This window comes from Winogradskyella sp. KYW1333 (assembly GCF_003335675.1).
In the GTDB taxonomy this organism is placed as follows: Bacteria; Bacteroidota; Bacteroidia; order Flavobacteriales; family Flavobacteriaceae; genus Winogradskyella.
Genome location: NZ_QPHL01000013.1, coordinates 151,532 through 168,980, shown reverse-complemented (window position 1 = coordinate 168,980; position 17,449 = coordinate 151,532). Strand labels below are relative to the sequence as shown.

Genomic DNA, 17,449 nt, shown 5'->3' with positions numbered 1-17,449 from the left:
TTTCGTTGATATAAAATATCATTTTATCGATTAATTTTGTTTTGCAAGTAATAATCTCACATCTTCATATTGAATAAATAAATCTATATAATTATGAAAAAATTAATTTTAACCTGTTTTGTAGCTTTTGCTACAGTATCACTTTTTGCTCAAACCATGGCTTTTACATGTATTGAAATAAAAGTAAAACCTTTCACTCAAGATAACATCGCTGAGGCTTTTGATAAGGTATTTGAAGATGTTGAAATGAATCAAGGAGGGGTTGTTTTAGAGCGCTTCTGGAATGGTAGAACTCATGGAATGACTCACAGAATTGTTTTTATGTACACCTTAGGTGTAGATATGGTCGATGAAGATGCCATCGATCCAAATAAAAATGATGCCTTCTGGTCAAAAATGCAGAACTACGTAGAGGAATGGGGTACTTCCTATTCTGGACGAATATTAAGCTGGCAAGAAGGAGATACAGAAGCAAATCCTGATGTTCATATCTGGGACATAAAAGCGGCTGATCAAAATCAATTTAAAGAAGGACATGATAAGATCGTAAGTGAATTTGCCGAGGATTTTGCTGGAAGAGTAGTTGGTTTTGGTACATATGACATTGGACGGCCTAATGGAGCTACACATTGGGTAGCCCTAACAGGAAAAGATAGAGAAGATCATTTAATGCTTTATGATAAACTTCAGAAAAGCCCAAAATTTATGGAGCTAATATTATCACGAGGCGAGGTGGAAGATGTAAAAGATTATGAACTACAAATTTTGAGACGCAAACAATAAGAATTATCATATTGTTAAATAAATTATAAAAAATCCTGATTTTTTAATAAAAATCAGGATTTTTTTACTTAATAATGATAGATTAACAACAATTTGTTACCTTTGTTTTATAAATCTGATGAATTTAAATCTTACATGCGCAATAGCGCGATCTACCCATTTACTCGGTGACAAATGGTCTTTATTGATATTAAGGGACATGTTGTTACACAAGAAGTCACGTTTTAAAGAGTTTATAGAATCAAAAGAGAAAATCGCAACCAATATTTTAACGAATAGAATTAAAAATCTTATTGATGCCGATTTAATTACCCTATTAGATGTAAATAGTACTAAAAAAAGCAGGCGCTATATAGTAACAGATAAGGGTATGCTCACATTACCTATCATAATGGAACTTTACATGTTTTCTATTAGCGATATAGCTGAATCAGATTTAAATGAACAACAGCTTCACATCAAACAACAAATCTTGTCTAACAGAGAATTATTTGAAAGTACTAAAAGGATTGACTACCTAGCTTTTAAAAAAGGTTTATTAAGCGATGTAAGTGAAATGCAATTAGCGTAAGCTTAAAATTATCTTATTCGTTAAAGTTGTAAGTGCTTTTCCTCTCTTAAAATTTTAAGTTTACCACTATTCATTGTCTTGTTTAACCCTCTCATAAACATAAAATTTATGAATTTCACCATTTTTAATTAAAGCGTCATGCACCTGAACTACTTTCACATCTGTGCCATCCACAACTAAAGTCAAATCATGACCTGATGTTACCCACTGCATTAAGTTTCCCTCATTGTCCTCTACTTCATTGGCGATATAATATTTAGGGCTCCATTTAGGTTCATTATCTTTAAACCACGCCATAAGGAATTCTGCATGTGCCTGCGACCCATCAATAAATTCTCCTCGTGGACCGTAAGCCTTGAACCCCTCAGCATTCATAGATTTTATTGCCTCTATGTCTCTATTGTTGTGCGCATCTATATATTTTTCCCAAATTGATACTGTAGACATTTCACCTGCATTTAAATCCAAACGCTCTCCTTTATCTGATATTTCTACACCTATTTGGGTATCTTTAGTCTCTTTCATTTCAGAATTACAACTAAAAATTATAATTAGTACCAATAGTAAACTATACTTTCTCATTAGATTATTTTTTAAATTTTTGAATATTGAACTTATAATTTTTGTTTTAAAAACCTTAATTCTATTTACCATTTTGAATGGGAGTAGTATCTGGCATCATTTTGTTTAAAATTGCATAGACAGGGCAAAATTTTGTTAATGGGCTTACTATTTGTAGTGCAGCAGTTGCCACGGCAATCCAAATAAAATTTATATTCAATTGAATTGCTAAAATTGCTGAAATCAAATATATAAACCCCACAATTGTATCGTGAGCTCTTACTTTTAAAATGTCATTTTTGCTTTGCATAATTTTAATTTTTTTTTAATTTAAAAATCCATTACTCGTACCATCATAGTCGTCGTTACTACTTTTCTTATACCAGCTGCATCTTTTGAAAAAGATGCAAATAAATCGTCAGATAGCATTTGTTTTGTTTGCCTTAGAGACGACTCCACATCATTAGCGCCTATCCATACAAAGTGTGTGAAATCTTTTACCTTACCAATGATTGGATAACCAATTCCGTAAGAATTATTTTCAAAACCTAATTTTTTCGCCATAGTCTGAGTAAATTCTTTAAATATATTTAGATAAGCTTGAGTATCAGAAATATCAAGCTGATAAATCATAAATGCTTGATCATTTGACCAGTCATTTTTATACCACAAAGGTGTATTTAGTGCTTGATTAATTCCTTCTGTAAATTTTCCTAACTTTTCACCGAAAAGTTGGGCTTCTGTCGACAAACTCCAAGAAGTGAAGAAATTGGCAAATGCCACTTCGTCCTGAAAACAAAATTGAATAGAATGTGTTGCTTGGTTTGGACCATTAAACTGATAAGAAAACAATGATTTTGTTCCTTGAATGTTCTTTCCCCAGCCTGTGTCCATCATACCTTTAAGAGTACTAACTACCATTTCGGGCTCAGTTGCCTTGAAATCAAAGAATGCACAATATTGAGCATTAACGGCCATCGTACATATAGTACAGATAATAAAAATATATTTTTTCATAAGATAAAATTTAGTTTGTATTAATAAGTAATAAATAAATAAAATGTTGATTTTATTGTAATAGCTTTTTGTAATCTCGGTAAAATCTAAAAATCTCTTGCAAATTGAGTCATAGAGGTAATTTTACCATCTAAATCAAAATAGAATATTTCAAACAGCTCTTTTTCCCACACTTTTCCATTTTTAAAAACTCTTTTCTCTTTTGACATCACTTGTACACCAGAAGCTGCGTCAGTATTATAGATTTTTAGAGGAACTATAGCATATGGAACCCATTCTACAGATGTATATTCATCAAATAGATTGGGTAAATCTGACTTTTTAAGCTCTAAACGTTCACCTGTATATACATTTAAAATAGTATTTTCAGCAAAAGGTTTTACAAATTCCTCAATATTCATATCGTTATAATCTCTTATGAGTTTTTCTATAATCGCTACCTCATTTCTGTCAGAAAACACAAGAGGTCTGCCACTATATTCATTCTCTCCCTTTCCAATAAATTTACCACCATAAGATTTTCCAAAGTTTGAAGAATCAATGGATTTCCATTGTTTAAAAGCGTCTACTTTACCGTCTTTATTAAAATTAAAAAACTCCATTAAATCTAACTTTTCATAAGATCCATTCTTGTAGTGGCGTTCTTCTTTTGACCAAGCTAACACCTTAGTATCGTTATCACCCTCAAGTTTTACAGGAATAACCACATACGGCTTCATACTAATTGAATCCATAGACTCCAACCATGCTCTAGTACTTTCCACACCATTCTCTCCTAAAAACGTTGAGTCATAATGTTTTACAAGCTCTTCAGTATTTTTTTCACTGTAGGCTTCAGATAGCATTAATAGTTTATCTGCCATTGCATCATTACCAATACTATAGGCATTGCCGTTATTATCACCCTCACCTAAATACTGACCTCCAGTAGTATTACAGCTTATTATCAAGCAAAGAGTACAAAAAAATGCTATTCGTTTTAAAAGTGTCTTCATGATAGTTTTGATTTTATTATTATTGATTTAGATTTATGTTATAAGTTAAAATATATTGAGCATATATGTTTGGTTTATAGATGAGTAACTATATTTAATTGATTAAAAACACAATACAAGTCCATAGCCTACCAAATTAAAGCGAATTAATTATCAAAGTGCCCAAATATTAGTGACACGTCCTTGTTCATCCAATTTAAATACTTCAACCGCATCAAATTTTTCACCCGTTTTGGTCGTAAGTTTAAGATAGCAAGTTACATAAGGTCCGTGTTCGGTTATATCTACTAATTCTTGAACAAGTTCCGTTTCTGTCACAAAACCAAAAATTATACTATTGATTTCATCAGCACCTCTAGCCTCGAGGCCAAGACCTGGAGCAACCATATGATAATCTGATGTCGTGGGAACTTTTGACCATGCCTCAAACCCCTCTTGCCACTTAAAATTTATTTTATAGGTTTTAATAGCCTCAGCTGTAGCTGATAAACTATTTGAAGTCTCTTTTGATGTTTGACAAGAGAAGGAAAAGATTAGGAATACAACTACAATAATATGTCTTATTTTCATTTTATGATTTATTAATTTATTTAAAATGAAAAATAAAACTATTAATTTTAAAACACAAGTAATTAGGATAGATTTGTTAGCGATTTATAAAATTTAATCAAAGAAAAAAGAGAATCTAAAAATTAGATCCCCTTTTAATTATTGCAGATAGCATAATATAACACAGCCATCTTAAAAGAACGCCAATCCAGAGACTAAATCCACTACTTTTAATGTAATAAAGTGAAAAAATAGTAAGGGATTAGTTCCTATTGGCCTTATTGTATTTTTCTATTTTTCAATTACTAAATGAAGAATAATCAGTATTTGGAAATAATGGGATTAATCCTTGTTGCCCACCCTCACAAAGAGCCATAACTTTTTGTGCCATTTTGCTTTCATCATCATTAAATCTCCAGTCAAGATATTTTTGATAATGCTCATATGATGCCCAATCTCCGTAAATATAATATGTGTAGGTCTCATCGTTAAAAAATGCCTCAAGAGATAAACTACCGTCATAGTCTCTTGTTGTTTGTAAACCATCAGGAGTATTAAGAAGATCTATCATAGCCTGTTTTTTGCCTGGCAAAACCTTAAGGGTAACTAAAACCGGATTTTTAGGACCAACAGCTTGCATCATTCCTCCATAATCAAAAAAGTCTCCTTGAGCGATAACCTTACCATCTGCATCGAAGTTAAAATACCAATAGCCACTTAGGTTTATCTGTTTTCCTGTAGTGGAATTTTTTCCTGTCCAGGTACCATACGTCCTAACACTTCCATCTGGTTTTAGAGACAATGTATCAACACCAGGGAGCCAAGCTTGAGCATTGTATTTAACATCCTCAAAATTATCATGATATCCTTTTAACATAGATGCATATACATCATAACCCATTGGCTCTGAAGACCCATACATTGGTGTATATATTTTAATATCCTCACTTACTAGAGCAAGCTGTTCGTCAAGCTTCTCTTCTCCATGAAGTTCAAATAATTTTTGTGCTGTTGCTAAGTTTTTTTCATAATTAGGATTACCACTACATGAAACGAAAAGTATTACTGTAATCGCTAAAATTATTTTTTTTAAAGTTTTCATATTATATAATTTATTAGTTAAAGTATTTAAAATTAATATATCCAACCACCGATATTACCACGGTAATCTACAGGATAAGCTTTGATGCGCTCTCTCAAGCCTTCAGAAGTATTACCAGCAATTACAAAAGATTTAAATGTAAACATTTTCATGAAAGTTGCAATGTTGGGTCCATTCTCAAAATTATCAACATGGTAAATAAAATCTTCTGACGTTCTAAATTTTTCAATTAAAGTAATGCGTTTGCCATCTTCAGAAATAAAATAACTATAGTCATAAGTGTTGGGTTCCTTCGTACGGATAAAATTGTTTAATTTTTCTAAAAATGCTTTTACATCTTCTGTAGAGTAACCTGGATTAACCGTCATATCTATATTGGCAACCACTTTTTGTGATGTATTATTTGCTGCATCTTTTGCATTCATTTCTTTTTCAATTACTGATGTATCAAAAAATTGAACCTCTTTTATAATTTTATCTCCCTCCCATTGATATGATATATGAAATGGAAAAGCTACACTTTGACCAGTATATTTGCCTGTGGCAGAGAAAGTATTCCAAATATTAGTCCAAACAATACCGTTATTGTAGGTAGCGGTTTCAACCTCTGATCCTAATGCATCTCCATCCATGTTTTCCACCGTTATTTCATCAAACAGATCGTATAGATTTTCTACCCCTGCAATAAACCCTAACTTATCAAGCTTATTACCGTGTGGATCAATAAATTGCATACTATCAGAAAATATTTCTTTTAAATAATCAATATTTTCCTCACCAACTTTTTGAAATAAAGTTTTTATTATTTGAGATTTTTCATCGTTAGTTGTAAGATTAGCGTAAGGCTCGTTACATGTATACAATGACAAACCTAGTATAAGAATAATTATTTTTTTCATTTTTAAGTTATTTGATTATTGGTCTTGAGAACTGATTTATTTTAGTTATTTTCCCGTTAACAAACTGGAAAGCTTCCATCCAATCATATTTAGCTGAATTACCATCAGGAAGTACAATTTTAGCATTATCCCAAAGAAGCACCCACTCGTCTCCGTTATCACCTGTTACTGAAAAGTTTATATCCACTTCATAATCTTGAATTTTAATTAATGAAAAGTTGTCAGTCATATGCTTCATAACAGTTGCTTTACCCTCTAAAATATAACCATCCTCAAGGATAAAAATAATATCATCTGAAAAAAAAGTTGAGGCCATCTGAAAATCTTTATCTATAAGATATTGATGCATTTGCTGGATTTTTAAAACCAATTCATTATTCCCAATATTAACATTGTCTAGGTATGATGCTTCATATATATACTCTATTTTTTCTGTATGCTCTTTTGTTTTAGTTTTTTGATCTTGATTACACGAAAATGTAATTAAAATCAAAATAAATAATAAGTTTTTCACTGTTTTAAATTTTATTTGATAGTAGTTTAAAAACTGTCTTTGTTTTTAATTTGATTTTTATTCGGATTGCACCCATTTCCTAACTCCTATAATTTTATTGTCTTGAATATAATGTTGCTCAAAAAATCTGTAAGTTTCTATTGATCCATCTTTTGTATATCTATTCTCTGTAAACGATAACATAATTTTATTCAAGGTATTATCATAAGAAGGTATTAATGGAATTACCTCTTCTATAGTGCGTGTTATTGAATCATAAGGTGCATGCATTGATTTAATTAGAGAGATTCCAGTATCTAAATCAAAAACTAATTTTTCCAATCCTTTCTCAGGATAAAAAAACATTGAATCCCTAAAATTCTCTTTAGACATAAAATTATAATCCTTGTTCACAAATGCATTAGAAAAGGAAACCGCTAATTCTGCTGCCTGATTACTACCTAAGGCATAATTTGAATTCTTATTGGGACCATCTAAAATAAAACCAGCAGATGTATCTACTGATTCTATACTACTTTGTTGACATCCTAACATTAAAATGAAGCATATCAAGCAGTATAATGGGGGTTTTATAGTATTCATAAGGTATAGTTTTTTAGTTTAAATGCTGACTCAAAAATCCAGTAACATCAAAAAAATCGTTAAATAAATAAATCTGACCATCACTATTGAAACGCATTAAGGCCATCCATTTATGACTTACTGCCTTACCAGTTTCAGCATGCGTATGGTGCCAATTACCGTAAACTCTAATATCATTAGGATTATCACTTGTTTCTTCTGAACTATAGGTGCTGCCACCAAAAAACTTTATATCCCTTAACTCGTGATTATCATACATGGCTATATAACCGTCTAATGCTGCCATTAAAACCTCCTTAGTTTCATAATCATCTATTAAGATTTTATCTGGACCACTCCATTTTAATGAATCTGCAAAATACTGAGAAAACTTATCGCTTTCTTCTGCCGACATAGCTGCCAACATAGATTTAATTCGTTCTGTATTTTCTTTAAATTTTAATTGATTTTCGGATGATATATCTTTAACCGTTTCCCCAGTTTCACAGGAGACAACTAATACCAATAATATAATTTTTAAATATTTCATAATTACTCTTTTACTTCAGATGCTTTAAATTTCAATGTTTTGTTTACAAAGTCAGCGATACCACTAACTATATATGTTTTTTCATTAGTAAGGTTATCAAGTGCATACATTTTAAATACTTTACCTTGTTTTCTATAAACACCTTGTGTTGTTCCTTTTATAATTTCTTCTTCCATTTGAGTCCATATATAACCGGTAAATTCACCGCTTTCCATACTGTCATTATGGTTTGTAAATACATAAGATAAATAAACTCTCCCATAAGGTCCTGCCTCACCTGTGGCAGATAATTCATAATTTACTCCATCTTTGGTATGAACAGCATCGATTATAAATTCTGCATTTATCAATGCACTTGAATCCCATTTTAAATCTTGTGCAAACGAAACACTTACAAACAAGAACAATACATAAACTACTTTTTTCATTTGATTTGTAATTAAAGTTTAAATATGATTAATTCCCAGAAAGCATTTTTTTGAATGCCTCTAAATCAAATTCGTTTCCATAAAAGAGTGTGCTCATTTTCATTATATCAGCAGCAATTAAAACAGCAGTTTTAATTTCATCTTCTGTTGCACCTAATCGTTTTAATTCCGATATATGATATGGTATACAATACTGGCATTTTACGGCGGCCGAAGTTCCTATAGCAACTAGATGTGCTTCTTTCTCCGCAATTGCCCCTTCTTTGTATAACCCCATCTGTGCTTTAAAATATGCATCAGAGCTTTTTAGTATAGAACTAGGATAAACCGAATTAAATGGACTATTTTCTAAAATAGATTTTTTTTCTTCAGCTGTTAATGCTCCATCTTGGGCCATACCATAAATTGAGATGAACATTAGAGCTAATAAACAAATGATTTTTTTCATAATTAATTGATTTGATTTCTTAAATTTTTTATTGAAATACAAACTCGAATTATTAATTGCTTTTTGCAACTTAAATCGATAATGTCATTCTTTATTCGATAATATGACAGAAATAGAATCCATTTAGCTAGTCAGATCTTCTTATCAAAACTGAAAAATCCTTTTTCAACTTAGAATGTACTCTTTTATTTTAATAGAATTATCAATATTATTGATAAGAGATTGAAACATATTAATTTTGATTATCCTAAGTCCATTATTTAAAGGTAACGTACAACGTAATCGATTACTAACTTAACTGCCTGCAAAAGGAGTTTCAAGAATACCTACTGCCAACTCTGCCCATATTAACATAAATATTAAAACTAATATTCCAATGTATAAAAGGCGGTTTTTTACATTATTTGTTCGGTTACTCATAAAATTAATTCCAATACTTAGCAAAAAGAGTAGAGAACCCATAATAATGAAATCAAATGGACTCCAGTTGATCTCATTAGTGATAGACATCCCAATTAATGGAATTAACAACAGAGAAAGAGGATAGAACATTTTTTTTGACATATATAAAAATACAAAAACGGTTACACCTTAATGGTATAACCGTTTTATTGTTTCAGTAAACAAACCTATTTAAATAATTATTCAGGTATTCCAACTCCATTTTTATTAGGAGCCCATGAGCTATGCATAATTTTCCATCCTTGATCAGTGTTAACCCAAACGGAAGAACCTCTTGTACTGTAAGCAACCTCTTTGTCGGTATCATTAAAAATATAACTTCCTGATGCATAAAATGTGAGAACAGCTGTTTTCATATCTGGAGAATAATTCACATCCATATTTTCTAATTCAAAACTTTTCCAAGTAATTACTCGTTCCCTCTCAAATGAGGCTTTATTAAACGTATAAAATGGTGACAAATTAGAATCTCCTGTCATATGATTAATATCTGGATGCATAAACTTTGAATATGTCTCATAGTCATTTGCTGTTATTGCATCTTGAGCTTCTTTTTGATTTTTTATTAATTGTTTAGAGATATCCTCTTGGTTCACTTTTGCATAATATATTCTTGCAAAATTCCAATAAGGGGAACCAAATTGGGCAAAATCAACTGCTTTCAATTGAAGTTCTAGTGCTTTTTGATATTCCCCTATAGATGCATAGTGTTCTGCCATTGAATCATAAGAGTTTGGTCCATAGTGCATCTGTTGAGAACGTTCTACATAATCCATTGCCATCTCTTGATTTGGCTCACCATAATCTCCTCTTAAATAAGCATACGACATCATATTATAAGATGCCGACGCTTGCTCAGGAAATTTTTCAGCAAATGTTTTAAAAGTATTAAAATCAGCTGGTGTTGTAGCCAACCAGTTAATTAAGGGACTTTCCGGATGTTCTGCCATTGCTGATTTTGCAACATCAGGTCTATCTTCTCGGGAGGTCATAAGAAAACTATGCCATGTTTTTTCTTCAGCACTAAGTTTTGAAACATCTATAGCTTCAAGCTTTGATTTTTGACTTCCCCAATTTGGGTTTGGACTACTAACAGCAGCTAAAACTAGTTGGGCACATCCACAATTTGGATCTAACAACAGTGCTGCCTTGGCAATTCCCATGGCAGATAAATACTCAAGGTTCGCTATTGATTCTATTGCTGCGTTAGTGATTTTTTCAGCACTCTTCTTACAAGATGATTTTTGAATCCATTGAGCATTAGAAATACTCGAACTCAAAACTAGAATAATAAATAATTTTTTCATGATTTTTGATATATTGATTTACATCAAACATAAAATTATTAATTGTATTTTGCAAGTTATAATATAACAAGTATATTTATTATGTAATAAACTGTCTATTTTGATAATTAAAACTTTAAACAATTAAATTATATATTATGAAAGAGTCTGAAAAAACCAATGAATCATTACCTTTTTCTGAGATAGGCCCCTATGCTGATAATTTTACCACTGAAACAGTAATCACCCGATTAATTGAAGGTTTAGGGTTTAGATATTACTGGGCCACTGATGGCCTAAGAGATATTGACCTCTCATACAAGCCTAGTGACGATAGTCGATCTTCATTAGATGTTTTAGAGCATATTTATGGCTTAACAGAAATGGTCATTTATGCATTTCATAATAAAGAGTATCCTACAGAAACTAAATATGAAATGTCCTTTAGTGAATATAGAACTAAGACATTGTTAAATCTTAAAAAAATGTCTGATATGCTAATAAAAGAAGTTAAAATCTCTGAAGTCTCAGTAAAAATTAATTTCGGTGGTCAAAGTATGTCTTTTCCATTTTGGAATGCTATTAACGGTCCCTTATCAGATGCTATCTGGCATACCGGACAAATCGCATCAAATAGAAGAGCTAGCGGAAATCCTTTTAATTCCAGAGCACAGGTATTCTTAGGTAAATTAATGTAGCGCTAAATTTTCTAGGAATAAAATCAAAAACGGTTACACTATAATAGTATAACCGTTTTATTTTTTGAGTAGCGGGAATATTCCAAATATCAAAACATATTTTTACACCTTTATCCCAAAGACGTAAATTGAAACATTTCATTTGAAATACCGTTCTTTTTAATTACTTCAGCTCTTTCAGGAGTAGATAATATTTCTTTCAATTTACTCATGTCAACATCAAACAATAGAACAACAAAGTTATTATTGTCTATTTTACTAATTGTTGTCTTAGATTCATCACAACATTGTGCTCTTGTTTCTGACAATTCAATAAAGTCTTTATATACCGCGTCATAACTTGACGTGCATTTCCCTTTAATTACTAAATTCATTTTTATTTATTTAAAGTTAAAATAGCTTGTAGATGCAATCTACAACTACTAATATTTAAAGTTGCAGCACCGCTAAATAATTTGATAAATTAAAATAAGTTTTAATTATTCCATTGCCGCGATTACAGGTGCTCCGAGAATTCCTGCAACACTATATGTGTTTGTTAAGTCTACTAATTCAGCAAACATAGCTTCACGTTGCTGACCTAAAGTCATATGAGCCTGAACACCTTCAGGGCCATTATAAATTTCTGTTAAACCATAAAGTGTGTTTCCTGTTTCACCACTATTAGGATCGAAAGGATTATTCAATTCTGGGGACTTAAATACAGAATAAGATAAAATAATGGGTTCTTGATCACCAGATAGGTGATGGGTTTCCCGCATAAACTGTTCATGTGTTGTAATAAACTGATCCATTCTTTCCGTAGCCTCATTTGGCACTACAAATGATACATGAAAACCAAGGTTTCCTCTTTTAATACTCATAATATTTTTATTATCAATTTTTAAATGTTAATCCACTAGGATAATTTATTTAAAATTAAACATATTTTGGATATTTCAAAGGAAGTAAAATGAAATGATGCTAATAATTAAACGAATGATGCCTTAGTCCCATCGATGTAAATAAAAAACGGCTACACTATAATAGTATAACCGTTTTATTGTTTTAGTAGATAAATCAGTCGAAATAGCGAACATAAGTTTAACTCCGAGAGACTTAATCGACACTCATCACATAATGAGTCTAATTTTGAGATATTCAGATAGTTGAAAAATTGAATGCCAATTTATGGACATAGAATTACTTTGAAACTTTCAAGATTACTTTTGAAGAATTAAAATCGGTTTCGTCGATATGGCCTAACACTCCACGATCATTGGAAATAAAGTGTGCGTGAAAAAAACTGTCATGATGCGTAAAAACTGCCTTATGATTTCGAGAAAAGAAGCCGATCAAAGATCCACTAATATTTTTTAAATCATATTGTGTTAATCCTTGGTGCGCTTCATCTGGCGATGATACTTGCTCACCATCAGGTAAATTAACACTATGAAGTTTCATTTTATTAAAAACCCCATCAATACGTATTAACAAAGGTTGGTCATAATTTTTATAGACTGAATCAATGTGTTCTTCTATTTTTTTTAGCGAGTAATTATCAAGAGTAAGCTCAACAACTTTTAAATCACTATTTGTGCTGTATACAAAAAAGGGAGCCCTGACTGAGGGAATTTTAGTTACCTGATGAGAAACACTGTCAATAACCTTCGACACAAATGTTTGTCCTTCAAATACTACTATCTCTCCTTTCAAAAACTCAATAGGTCCTAATCCATAGGTTTCTTTGTTATTTAATGAATCTGTTGCAATCTTACCTTTTAAATCTCCTTTCCACATCACGTCTCTCATTTCACCAACAACCTTGATAGAAGAAGTGCTTGTCGATTTGGTACACGAGGCAAACAGAAGCGCAGAAAAGATGTAAATAATATTTTTTAACATGCTGTAAAAATAAAAAACGGATACACTTTATAAAAGTATAACCGTTTTATTGTTTTAGTAGATAACTCATTGGAAATATCGAACATAAGTTTGACTCCGAGAGACTTAATCGACACCCATCATATAATGACCCTTATCATGAACGAATAACCCTGCATCACAACTTTACACTACAGTAGACTTATTAAAGCAAACTATATGAAATAAAAGGGGTTGAACTAACAACCCCTTTTCAAAAAACAAGTAAACAACATCATGAAAAACAAAGTATTTTAAAATCTTTCATTTAAAGAAAATTTTATTAATAAGTTTAAGAAAGGTCTTTCTTAATGTATTTTTTGTGAAATTCCAAAAAAAATCAAATTGACCGAATAAAGTTCCGATGGCTAAAAGTAATATTTGATATACGGGAAATAGTATTAAAATTCTAATAAGAACATATAAAAAATACCCTAAAAAAAAGGTCTTAAAATATCCTGAATCTACCCCAATGTAAATTAAAATAGGTTTCGTGATTTTTAAACTTAAACTTCCTGTTATTGCAAACACAATAAAAATTATGATCAATTGAACGTTGGAATGAATATTCCATTTAGCTTTTAACCTTTCAAACATATTTAGAAGAATATTAATTTGAGTGTATAATTGAACTACTAATAAAAATTAACTTAAAATACACGTACAATGTTGAAGCCAAATGAAATTTCACCCTTAGACCAATCTCCAGTGGTTTCTGTTAAAAAACTACTATCATTACTCGCTCTGGAGTTGGTAAATAATAATTGAAAAACATGACCGCCTGTTTCAATATCAACCCCTATTGTTAAAGGGTTTTTATATAATGAATTCTTGTTTTTACTAAAATTATAGGCATAGTCCATATTCAAACTCAATCTTTTAGAAAGTTTATAGCGTCCACCCATCCCCAAAAGTAGTTGATTATGAGTCTGAGTTTTAGTAAAATTCAAATCTTGTAAATTATGACGTACAAAAATAGGCGCTACTTCTAAAGAAAGTTTTTCTAAAAAACTTCTTGATGCTAAAATTTGTGCAGTATATGAAAATCGATCAGATGTTTTTAGCCCAGGGTATAAACTTTTTTTGAGCTGTGAATTCATATCCACACTACCATAAAGTGAAACATTAACAGGAACTCTATCGGATTGTCTGAATAACTTATATTTAGCAGTTCCAGAGTATGTTTTTTCATAACTATCTCTACTAAATCCCAATTGTAAATTTGGCAATAAACCATAAAGTAATTGAATTTTAGTATTGGCTTGGTCTAATCCAAAAAAGTCATCTATCCCATTTTTTAGTACTCCAAAGCGGTGCGCTACTACTAAGTACAAATCGCCTTTATCAACCACTTTTGTTGATTGTAAATTACCAATTTGAAGGGCTTTGAAAGCAGGTAATTCAAATTTGGGTTCATTTTGATTTAAACTGTCCAATTCTCTTAACAAATCATCTTCCTGAGCTTCACATAAGAAAGGAATAACTGATAATACTGTTATTAAAAACAATTTTTTTATTGAATAATAATACATTGATTTAATTTTATTTCCATTAATAATTCATCAAACCCAACCAATTTTCCTTTGACCACAATATTCTGATTTTCTATAATTGATTGGATATCCTTTTTGTTTTCAAATTGACAATATATGGTGCCATTAAGTAAAATACCATCCTCATTAACCTGTGTAACTTTTCCAGTTATTTGAACAACTTTACTTATCCAATAGGAAAGATTATCAGTTACTAAATAGTTGAATTCATTTGCATTTCCTGAATATTCAGGTATTATTGCAACAACTTTTTTTGGGGCAAGAGAAATATATTGATAAATAGAAATTATGCTAATACTAATTATCATTATTGAAAAAATGATAAAGAAAGATTTATTTTTTTTCAATGAGTTCATAGTTTATACTGATTTCAATTTGCTTTGCAATTTTGTCTCGAATAATTGAAGGAATTTTGATGTCGAAATCATTAGCGTTTACGTAAAAACTACCTGAAATAAATATTCGATTGTTTTCAACTTTTACAGATACAATTGTTTGAATGTTTTTTTTGATACCCTTTATGGTAAGCACTCCATTTAAATCATAACTGTTATTAGCATTTAAACTGACAATAGAAAAATTATCTAGCTTGCCTTTAAATGTAGCTTTAGGGTATTGATAGCTATCCATATAATTTTCGTTAAAATGCTCTTGCATCAAGGCATTTTTAAATTGAAATCCTGCCATAAAAACCTGTGAGACTATATTGCCATTGTTAGTATCTAATAGTACTGTAGTGCTACTATTAATTGCTTCAATGGGCTCAAAAGCTTTTTCTGAGGCTTCAAATTGAGTAATTCCTGAGCGAGTAAAGTATTTTTGTGCTTGAAGTTGCAGTGATAATAAAACACAAAAAATAATTAAGATCTTAGTTGTTTTCATCACTAGTTTTCTAAATATCCATTATTGCTCCATTCATCAAAAAGTACTCTAGTCGAAAGTGGCATTAATCCTGTGACAGGCATAGGATCTGCAGGGTCGTTTATGCGTTGAATAAGTAATCCATTTTCTGAAGAATTACGAACTTGATTATAGTTTTCCAATAAAACCCCCGCTTGAGGATTATTGTCGCTATGACAACTAATACATCTTGAAGAAATAATTGGACTAATATGTGTTTCGTAAGTAACGGGACCTGGTGGAATTTGTGTCGTTTCTTCAATGGGGATATAACCCTCAGAACAACTTGAAATCAATATCATTAAAATACTAGTACGTATTATTTTTTTCATCTTAATATCATTATTTAAACACCAATACTTCATAACCCAAGAGTTGCACACCAATCTCTGATGGCTTGTCTATCGGCATTGGCAATATTACTATGGTCAAAATTGGTCGCGTCCTGAAACGGGGCGGGCATAACTAACTCATCTAACGGATAATTTTGAAAATGTGTTGTACACTGTGGACGGTGACATGACACACATTGATTATTATCAAAATTCGCAGTTATTGGTTGTTGGAATTCTGCTCCAATAATAGTGTATGGGCCATTCGCTGTTATTGGAACTAATAATTCATCTGTATTAGGAATTTTTAACTGGTCTATTGCAGGAGTATGAAGAAAAGGGTCTGCCATATGACAATTCATACATCTATCATCAGCAACTACTTGTGGAGTCATCCAAGAATTATTATATCCTGTTTCTCCAGGAAGGGGAGTATTATTTGAATCGGCACCATCAATAATAGAAAAGAAACAAGTTTCTCCAGTAGAAAACTTATAACCTATAACTCCGAGTCCTCCATCTCTACAAAAAGTTATAAAAACCACATCTGTATTTTCGCTTCCATCAACATTCAAGCCTTGATATCGGCCAACCCTGTTTCCTGTTTGACATGCCATACCAAAAGCCCAAGGAAGGTCACAATCGCTAGGGTCTGTGCTCCCACTACCTTCTTCTCCACCAGGAAATGTTACAGGAACACCATCTTTAGTAGTTGGGACTTCAATTGCATCAGCACAACTAAATCTGGGAAGTGGTCCTAAAGCATCTTCACATTCATAGGCATGATCCTCAGCACTACGACCTGTAACAGGTTCATAATTTGATGTAATATCATGCGAGGTGCAACTTATAACAGTAAATACTAATGAAAATATAAAAATAAAATCTCTGTTCATATTTTAATTTCTTGTCATTGAAATTTGAAAATCTTCATTGTCCTCAGATAAAACAAAGCTACTAAAATTGGATGTGAATATCGCTGTAAAAGCGTCACCATTTATGGAATAATTCTGTGTTGTTTCGGAAGAATTAAGTGCTGAAGATAGATTTTCCCATTCAAATGTCTCATTTGATTCTTGAGGTACACCTCCATCAGTTGTAATTAATAGATTTCTAGAACCAGTGCCATCTGCATTAAATATGATTATCCCATTGGCAGAGATGTTAACTACTTCTCCATCCTCTGTCTCATCTGTTAGTGTGAAACTTGATTGCCAAGAACCAATTATGGGATCAACCTGATTATTAGAGTTAGAGTTGTCGTCTTTTGAACATGCAAATGAAAAAAGTAATACGAAAGTAAATGCTAATTTTTTCATGATTTTTTATTAAGTTTTT

27 protein-coding genes are annotated in these 17,449 nt (G+C 31.3%); 3 read left to right on the top strand and 24 right to left on the bottom strand.

Annotated elements, in window-relative coordinates; translation table 11 throughout:
• Window positions 1-93 precede the first annotated feature (93 nt).
• Together DUZ96_RS04220 and DUZ96_RS04215 are read left to right on the top strand one after the other, a co-directional pair.
• A complete protein-coding gene (locus DUZ96_RS04220) occupies window positions 94-783 on the top strand; it encodes a hypothetical protein (protein ID WP_114300708.1) in 690 nt (229 codons plus the stop codon).
• A 118-nt stretch (window positions 784-901) separates the two neighbouring features.
• On the top strand, window positions 902-1,354 hold the full coding sequence (locus DUZ96_RS04215) for a helix-turn-helix domain-containing protein (RefSeq protein ID WP_114300707.1): 453 nt from the start codon (window positions 902-904) through the stop codon (window positions 1,352-1,354).
• Window positions 1,355-1,420: 66 nt separating this feature from the next.
• On the opposite strand, the gene DUZ96_RS04210 is transcribed toward DUZ96_RS04215, so the two are convergent.
• The 14 genes from DUZ96_RS04210 to DUZ96_RS04145 all read right to left on the bottom strand — a co-directional run bounded on the left by DUZ96_RS04210 (window position 1,421) and on the right by DUZ96_RS04145 (window position 10,747).
• On the bottom strand, window positions 1,421-1,936 hold the full coding sequence (locus tag DUZ96_RS04210) for a hypothetical protein (RefSeq protein ID WP_147267052.1): 516 nt from the start codon (window positions 1,934-1,936) through the stop codon (window positions 1,421-1,423).
• Between the two features lie 61 nt (window positions 1,937-1,997).
• Window positions 1,998-2,225: a YgaP-like transmembrane domain gene (locus tag DUZ96_RS04205; RefSeq protein WP_114300705.1), complete on the bottom strand. Its 228-nt coding sequence runs from the start codon at window positions 2,223-2,225 to the stop codon at window positions 1,998-2,000.
• 20 nt (window positions 2,226-2,245) lie between these two features.
• Window positions 2,246-2,893, bottom strand: coding sequence for a hypothetical protein (locus DUZ96_RS04200; protein WP_114300704.1), 648 nt, complete (start codon window positions 2,891-2,893; stop codon window positions 2,246-2,248).
• Between the two features lie 125 nt (window positions 2,894-3,018).
• Window positions 3,019-3,927 (bottom strand): hypothetical protein, encoded by a 909-nt coding sequence (locus DUZ96_RS04195; RefSeq protein WP_147267051.1) that lies wholly within the window; start codon window positions 3,925-3,927, stop codon window positions 3,019-3,021.
• A 153-nt stretch (window positions 3,928-4,080) separates the two neighbouring features.
• The gene (locus tag DUZ96_RS04190; protein WP_114300702.1) at window positions 4,081-4,497 is read right to left on the bottom strand and encodes a hypothetical protein; all 417 of its coding nucleotides are present in this window, start codon (window positions 4,495-4,497) and stop codon (window positions 4,081-4,083) included.
• Window positions 4,498-4,774: 277 nt separating this feature from the next.
• Entirely contained in the window at window positions 4,775-5,578 is an 804-nt protein-coding gene (locus DUZ96_RS04185) for a nuclear transport factor 2 family protein (RefSeq protein WP_114300701.1), read from the bottom strand.
• Window positions 5,579-5,610: 32 nt separating this feature from the next.
• Window positions 5,611-6,477: a nuclear transport factor 2 family protein gene (locus DUZ96_RS04180; protein WP_114300700.1), complete on the bottom strand. Its 867-nt coding sequence runs from the start codon at window positions 6,475-6,477 to the stop codon at window positions 5,611-5,613.
• A 7-nt stretch (window positions 6,478-6,484) separates the two neighbouring features.
• On the bottom strand, window positions 6,485-6,991 hold the full coding sequence (locus tag DUZ96_RS04175) for a nuclear transport factor 2 family protein (RefSeq protein ID WP_114300699.1): 507 nt from the start codon (window positions 6,989-6,991) through the stop codon (window positions 6,485-6,487).
• Between the two features lie 57 nt (window positions 6,992-7,048).
• A complete protein-coding gene (locus tag DUZ96_RS04170) occupies window positions 7,049-7,573 on the bottom strand; it encodes a hypothetical protein (RefSeq protein ID WP_147267050.1) in 525 nt (174 codons plus the stop codon).
• A 13-nt stretch (window positions 7,574-7,586) separates the two neighbouring features.
• Complete coding sequence (locus tag DUZ96_RS04165) at window positions 7,587-8,102, bottom strand: nuclear transport factor 2 family protein (RefSeq protein ID WP_114300697.1); 516 nt, start codon at window positions 8,100-8,102, stop codon at window positions 7,587-7,589.
• Between the two features lie 2 nt (window positions 8,103-8,104).
• Complete coding sequence (locus DUZ96_RS04160; protein ID WP_114300696.1) at window positions 8,105-8,530, bottom strand: hypothetical protein; 426 nt, start codon at window positions 8,528-8,530, stop codon at window positions 8,105-8,107.
• Window positions 8,531-8,558: 28 nt separating this feature from the next.
• Window positions 8,559-8,978, bottom strand: a complete 420-nt coding sequence (locus tag DUZ96_RS04155; RefSeq protein ID WP_114300695.1) for a carboxymuconolactone decarboxylase family protein — start codon at window positions 8,976-8,978, stop codon at window positions 8,559-8,561.
• A gap of 294 nt (window positions 8,979-9,272) precedes the next feature.
• Window positions 9,273-9,530: a hypothetical protein gene (locus DUZ96_RS04150; protein ID WP_258774314.1), complete on the bottom strand. Its 258-nt coding sequence runs from the start codon at window positions 9,528-9,530 to the stop codon at window positions 9,273-9,275.
• An 89-nt stretch (window positions 9,531-9,619) separates the two neighbouring features.
• On the bottom strand, window positions 9,620-10,747 hold the full coding sequence (locus tag DUZ96_RS04145; RefSeq protein WP_114300693.1) for a nuclear transport factor 2 family protein: 1,128 nt from the start codon (window positions 10,745-10,747) through the stop codon (window positions 9,620-9,622).
• A 137-nt stretch (window positions 10,748-10,884) separates the two neighbouring features.
• On the opposite strand from DUZ96_RS04145, the gene DUZ96_RS04140 reads away from it, so the two are divergent.
• Window positions 10,885-11,424: a hypothetical protein gene (locus DUZ96_RS04140; protein ID WP_114300692.1), complete on the top strand. Its 540-nt coding sequence runs from the start codon at window positions 10,885-10,887 to the stop codon at window positions 11,422-11,424.
• 110 nt (window positions 11,425-11,534) lie between these two features.
• On the opposite strand, the gene DUZ96_RS04135 is transcribed toward DUZ96_RS04140, so the two are convergent.
• From DUZ96_RS04135 to DUZ96_RS04090, 10 genes are all read right to left on the bottom strand, one after another.
• Window positions 11,535-11,798, bottom strand: a complete 264-nt coding sequence (locus tag DUZ96_RS04135; protein ID WP_114300691.1) for a hypothetical protein — start codon at window positions 11,796-11,798, stop codon at window positions 11,535-11,537.
• A gap of 105 nt (window positions 11,799-11,903) precedes the next feature.
• Window positions 11,904-12,287, bottom strand: coding sequence for a hypothetical protein (locus DUZ96_RS04130; RefSeq protein ID WP_114300690.1), 384 nt, complete (start codon window positions 12,285-12,287; stop codon window positions 11,904-11,906).
• A gap of 319 nt (window positions 12,288-12,606) precedes the next feature.
• Complete coding sequence (locus DUZ96_RS04125; RefSeq protein WP_258774313.1) at window positions 12,607-13,203, bottom strand: acetolactate decarboxylase; 597 nt, start codon at window positions 13,201-13,203, stop codon at window positions 12,607-12,609.
• A 387-nt stretch (window positions 13,204-13,590) separates the two neighbouring features.
• Window positions 13,591-13,923, bottom strand: a complete 333-nt coding sequence (locus DUZ96_RS13055) for a DUF6787 family protein (RefSeq protein WP_114300688.1) — start codon at window positions 13,921-13,923, stop codon at window positions 13,591-13,593.
• A 53-nt stretch (window positions 13,924-13,976) separates the two neighbouring features.
• Window positions 13,977-14,858: a DUF5777 family beta-barrel protein gene (locus tag DUZ96_RS04115; RefSeq protein ID WP_220222686.1), complete on the bottom strand. Its 882-nt coding sequence runs from the start codon at window positions 14,856-14,858 to the stop codon at window positions 13,977-13,979.
• Complete coding sequence (locus tag DUZ96_RS04110; protein WP_181855223.1) at window positions 14,840-15,187, bottom strand: hypothetical protein; 348 nt, start codon at window positions 15,185-15,187, stop codon at window positions 14,840-14,842. Before DUZ96_RS04110 ends, DUZ96_RS04115 begins: the two co-directional genes overlap by 19 nt.
• Before the next feature lie 25 nt (window positions 15,188-15,212).
• Window positions 15,213-15,761, bottom strand: a complete 549-nt coding sequence (locus DUZ96_RS04105; protein WP_114300686.1) for a YceI family protein — start codon at window positions 15,759-15,761, stop codon at window positions 15,213-15,215.
• A 2-nt stretch (window positions 15,762-15,763) separates the two neighbouring features.
• Window positions 15,764-16,111: a hypothetical protein gene (locus tag DUZ96_RS04100; protein ID WP_114300685.1), complete on the bottom strand. Its 348-nt coding sequence runs from the start codon at window positions 16,109-16,111 to the stop codon at window positions 15,764-15,766.
• A gap of 29 nt (window positions 16,112-16,140) precedes the next feature.
• Window positions 16,141-17,007, bottom strand: a complete 867-nt coding sequence (locus DUZ96_RS04095) for a hypothetical protein (protein WP_114300684.1) — start codon at window positions 17,005-17,007, stop codon at window positions 16,141-16,143.
• Between the two features lie 3 nt (window positions 17,008-17,010).
• A complete protein-coding gene (locus DUZ96_RS04090; RefSeq protein ID WP_114300683.1) occupies window positions 17,011-17,430 on the bottom strand; it encodes a hypothetical protein in 420 nt (139 codons plus the stop codon).
• Window positions 17,431-17,449: the final 19 nt, after the last annotated feature.

Excerpts from the sequence above, each read along its gene's own strand:
- DUZ96_RS04220 (WP_114300708.1), top strand. The coding sequence starts at position 94 with ATGAAAAAATTAATTTTAACCTGTTTTGTAGCTTTTGCTACAGTATCA.
- DUZ96_RS04215 (WP_114300707.1), top strand. The coding sequence starts at position 902 with ATGAATTTAAATCTTACATGCGCAATAGCGCGATCTACCCATTTACTC.
- DUZ96_RS04210 (WP_147267052.1), bottom strand. The coding sequence starts at position 1,936 with ATGAGAAAGTATAGTTTACTATTGGTACTAATTATAATTTTTAGTTGT.
- DUZ96_RS04205 (WP_114300705.1), bottom strand. The coding sequence starts at position 2,225 with ATGCAAAGCAAAAATGACATTTTAAAAGTAAGAGCTCACGATACAATT.
- DUZ96_RS04200 (WP_114300704.1), bottom strand. The coding sequence starts at position 2,893 with ATGGCCGTTAATGCTCAATATTGTGCATTCTTTGATTTCAAGGCAACT.
- DUZ96_RS04195 (WP_147267051.1), bottom strand. The coding sequence starts at position 3,927 with ATGAAGACACTTTTAAAACGAATAGCATTTTTTTGTACTCTTTGCTTG.
- DUZ96_RS04190 (WP_114300702.1), bottom strand. The coding sequence starts at position 4,497 with ATGAAAATAAGACATATTATTGTAGTTGTATTCCTAATCTTTTCCTTC.
- DUZ96_RS04185 (WP_114300701.1), bottom strand. The coding sequence starts at position 5,578 with ATGAAAACTTTAAAAAAAATAATTTTAGCGATTACAGTAATACTTTTC.
- DUZ96_RS04180 (WP_114300700.1), bottom strand. The coding sequence starts at position 6,477 with ATGAAAAAAATAATTATTCTTATACTAGGTTTGTCATTGTATACATGT.
- DUZ96_RS04170 (WP_147267050.1), bottom strand. The coding sequence starts at position 7,573 with ATGAATACTATAAAACCCCCATTATACTGCTTGATATGCTTCATTTTA.
- DUZ96_RS04165 (WP_114300697.1), bottom strand. The coding sequence starts at position 8,102 with ATGAAATATTTAAAAATTATATTATTGGTATTAGTTGTCTCCTGTGAA.
- DUZ96_RS04160 (WP_114300696.1), bottom strand. The coding sequence starts at position 8,530 with ATGAAAAAAGTAGTTTATGTATTGTTCTTGTTTGTAAGTGTTTCGTTT.
- DUZ96_RS04155 (WP_114300695.1), bottom strand. The coding sequence starts at position 8,978 with ATGAAAAAAATCATTTGTTTATTAGCTCTAATGTTCATCTCAATTTAT.
- DUZ96_RS04150 (WP_258774314.1), bottom strand. The coding sequence starts at position 9,530 with ATGTTCTATCCTCTTTCTCTGTTGTTAATTCCATTAATTGGGATGTCT.
- DUZ96_RS04145 (WP_114300693.1), bottom strand. The coding sequence starts at position 10,747 with ATGAAAAAATTATTTATTATTCTAGTTTTGAGTTCGAGTATTTCTAAT.
- DUZ96_RS04140 (WP_114300692.1), top strand. The coding sequence starts at position 10,885 with ATGAAAGAGTCTGAAAAAACCAATGAATCATTACCTTTTTCTGAGATA.
- DUZ96_RS04135 (WP_114300691.1), bottom strand. The coding sequence starts at position 11,798 with ATGAATTTAGTAATTAAAGGGAAATGCACGTCAAGTTATGACGCGGTA.
- DUZ96_RS04130 (WP_114300690.1), bottom strand. The coding sequence starts at position 12,287 with ATGAGTATTAAAAGAGGAAACCTTGGTTTTCATGTATCATTTGTAGTG.
- DUZ96_RS04125 (WP_258774313.1), bottom strand. The coding sequence starts at position 13,203 with ATGTGGAAAGGAGATTTAAAAGGTAAGATTGCAACAGATTCATTAAAT.
- DUZ96_RS13055 (WP_114300688.1), bottom strand. The coding sequence starts at position 13,923 with ATGTTTGAAAGGTTAAAAGCTAAATGGAATATTCATTCCAACGTTCAA.
- DUZ96_RS04115 (WP_220222686.1), bottom strand. The coding sequence starts at position 14,858 with ATGTATTATTATTCAATAAAAAAATTGTTTTTAATAACAGTATTATCA.
- DUZ96_RS04110 (WP_181855223.1), bottom strand. The coding sequence starts at position 15,187 with ATGATAATTAGTATTAGCATAATTTCTATTTATCAATATATTTCTCTT.
- DUZ96_RS04105 (WP_114300686.1), bottom strand. The coding sequence starts at position 15,761 with ATGAAAACAACTAAGATCTTAATTATTTTTTGTGTTTTATTATCACTG.
- DUZ96_RS04100 (WP_114300685.1), bottom strand. The coding sequence starts at position 16,111 with ATGAAAAAAATAATACGTACTAGTATTTTAATGATATTGATTTCAAGT.
- DUZ96_RS04095 (WP_114300684.1), bottom strand. The coding sequence starts at position 17,007 with ATGAACAGAGATTTTATTTTTATATTTTCATTAGTATTTACTGTTATA.
- DUZ96_RS04090 (WP_114300683.1), bottom strand. The coding sequence starts at position 17,430 with ATGAAAAAATTAGCATTTACTTTCGTATTACTTTTTTCATTTGCATGT.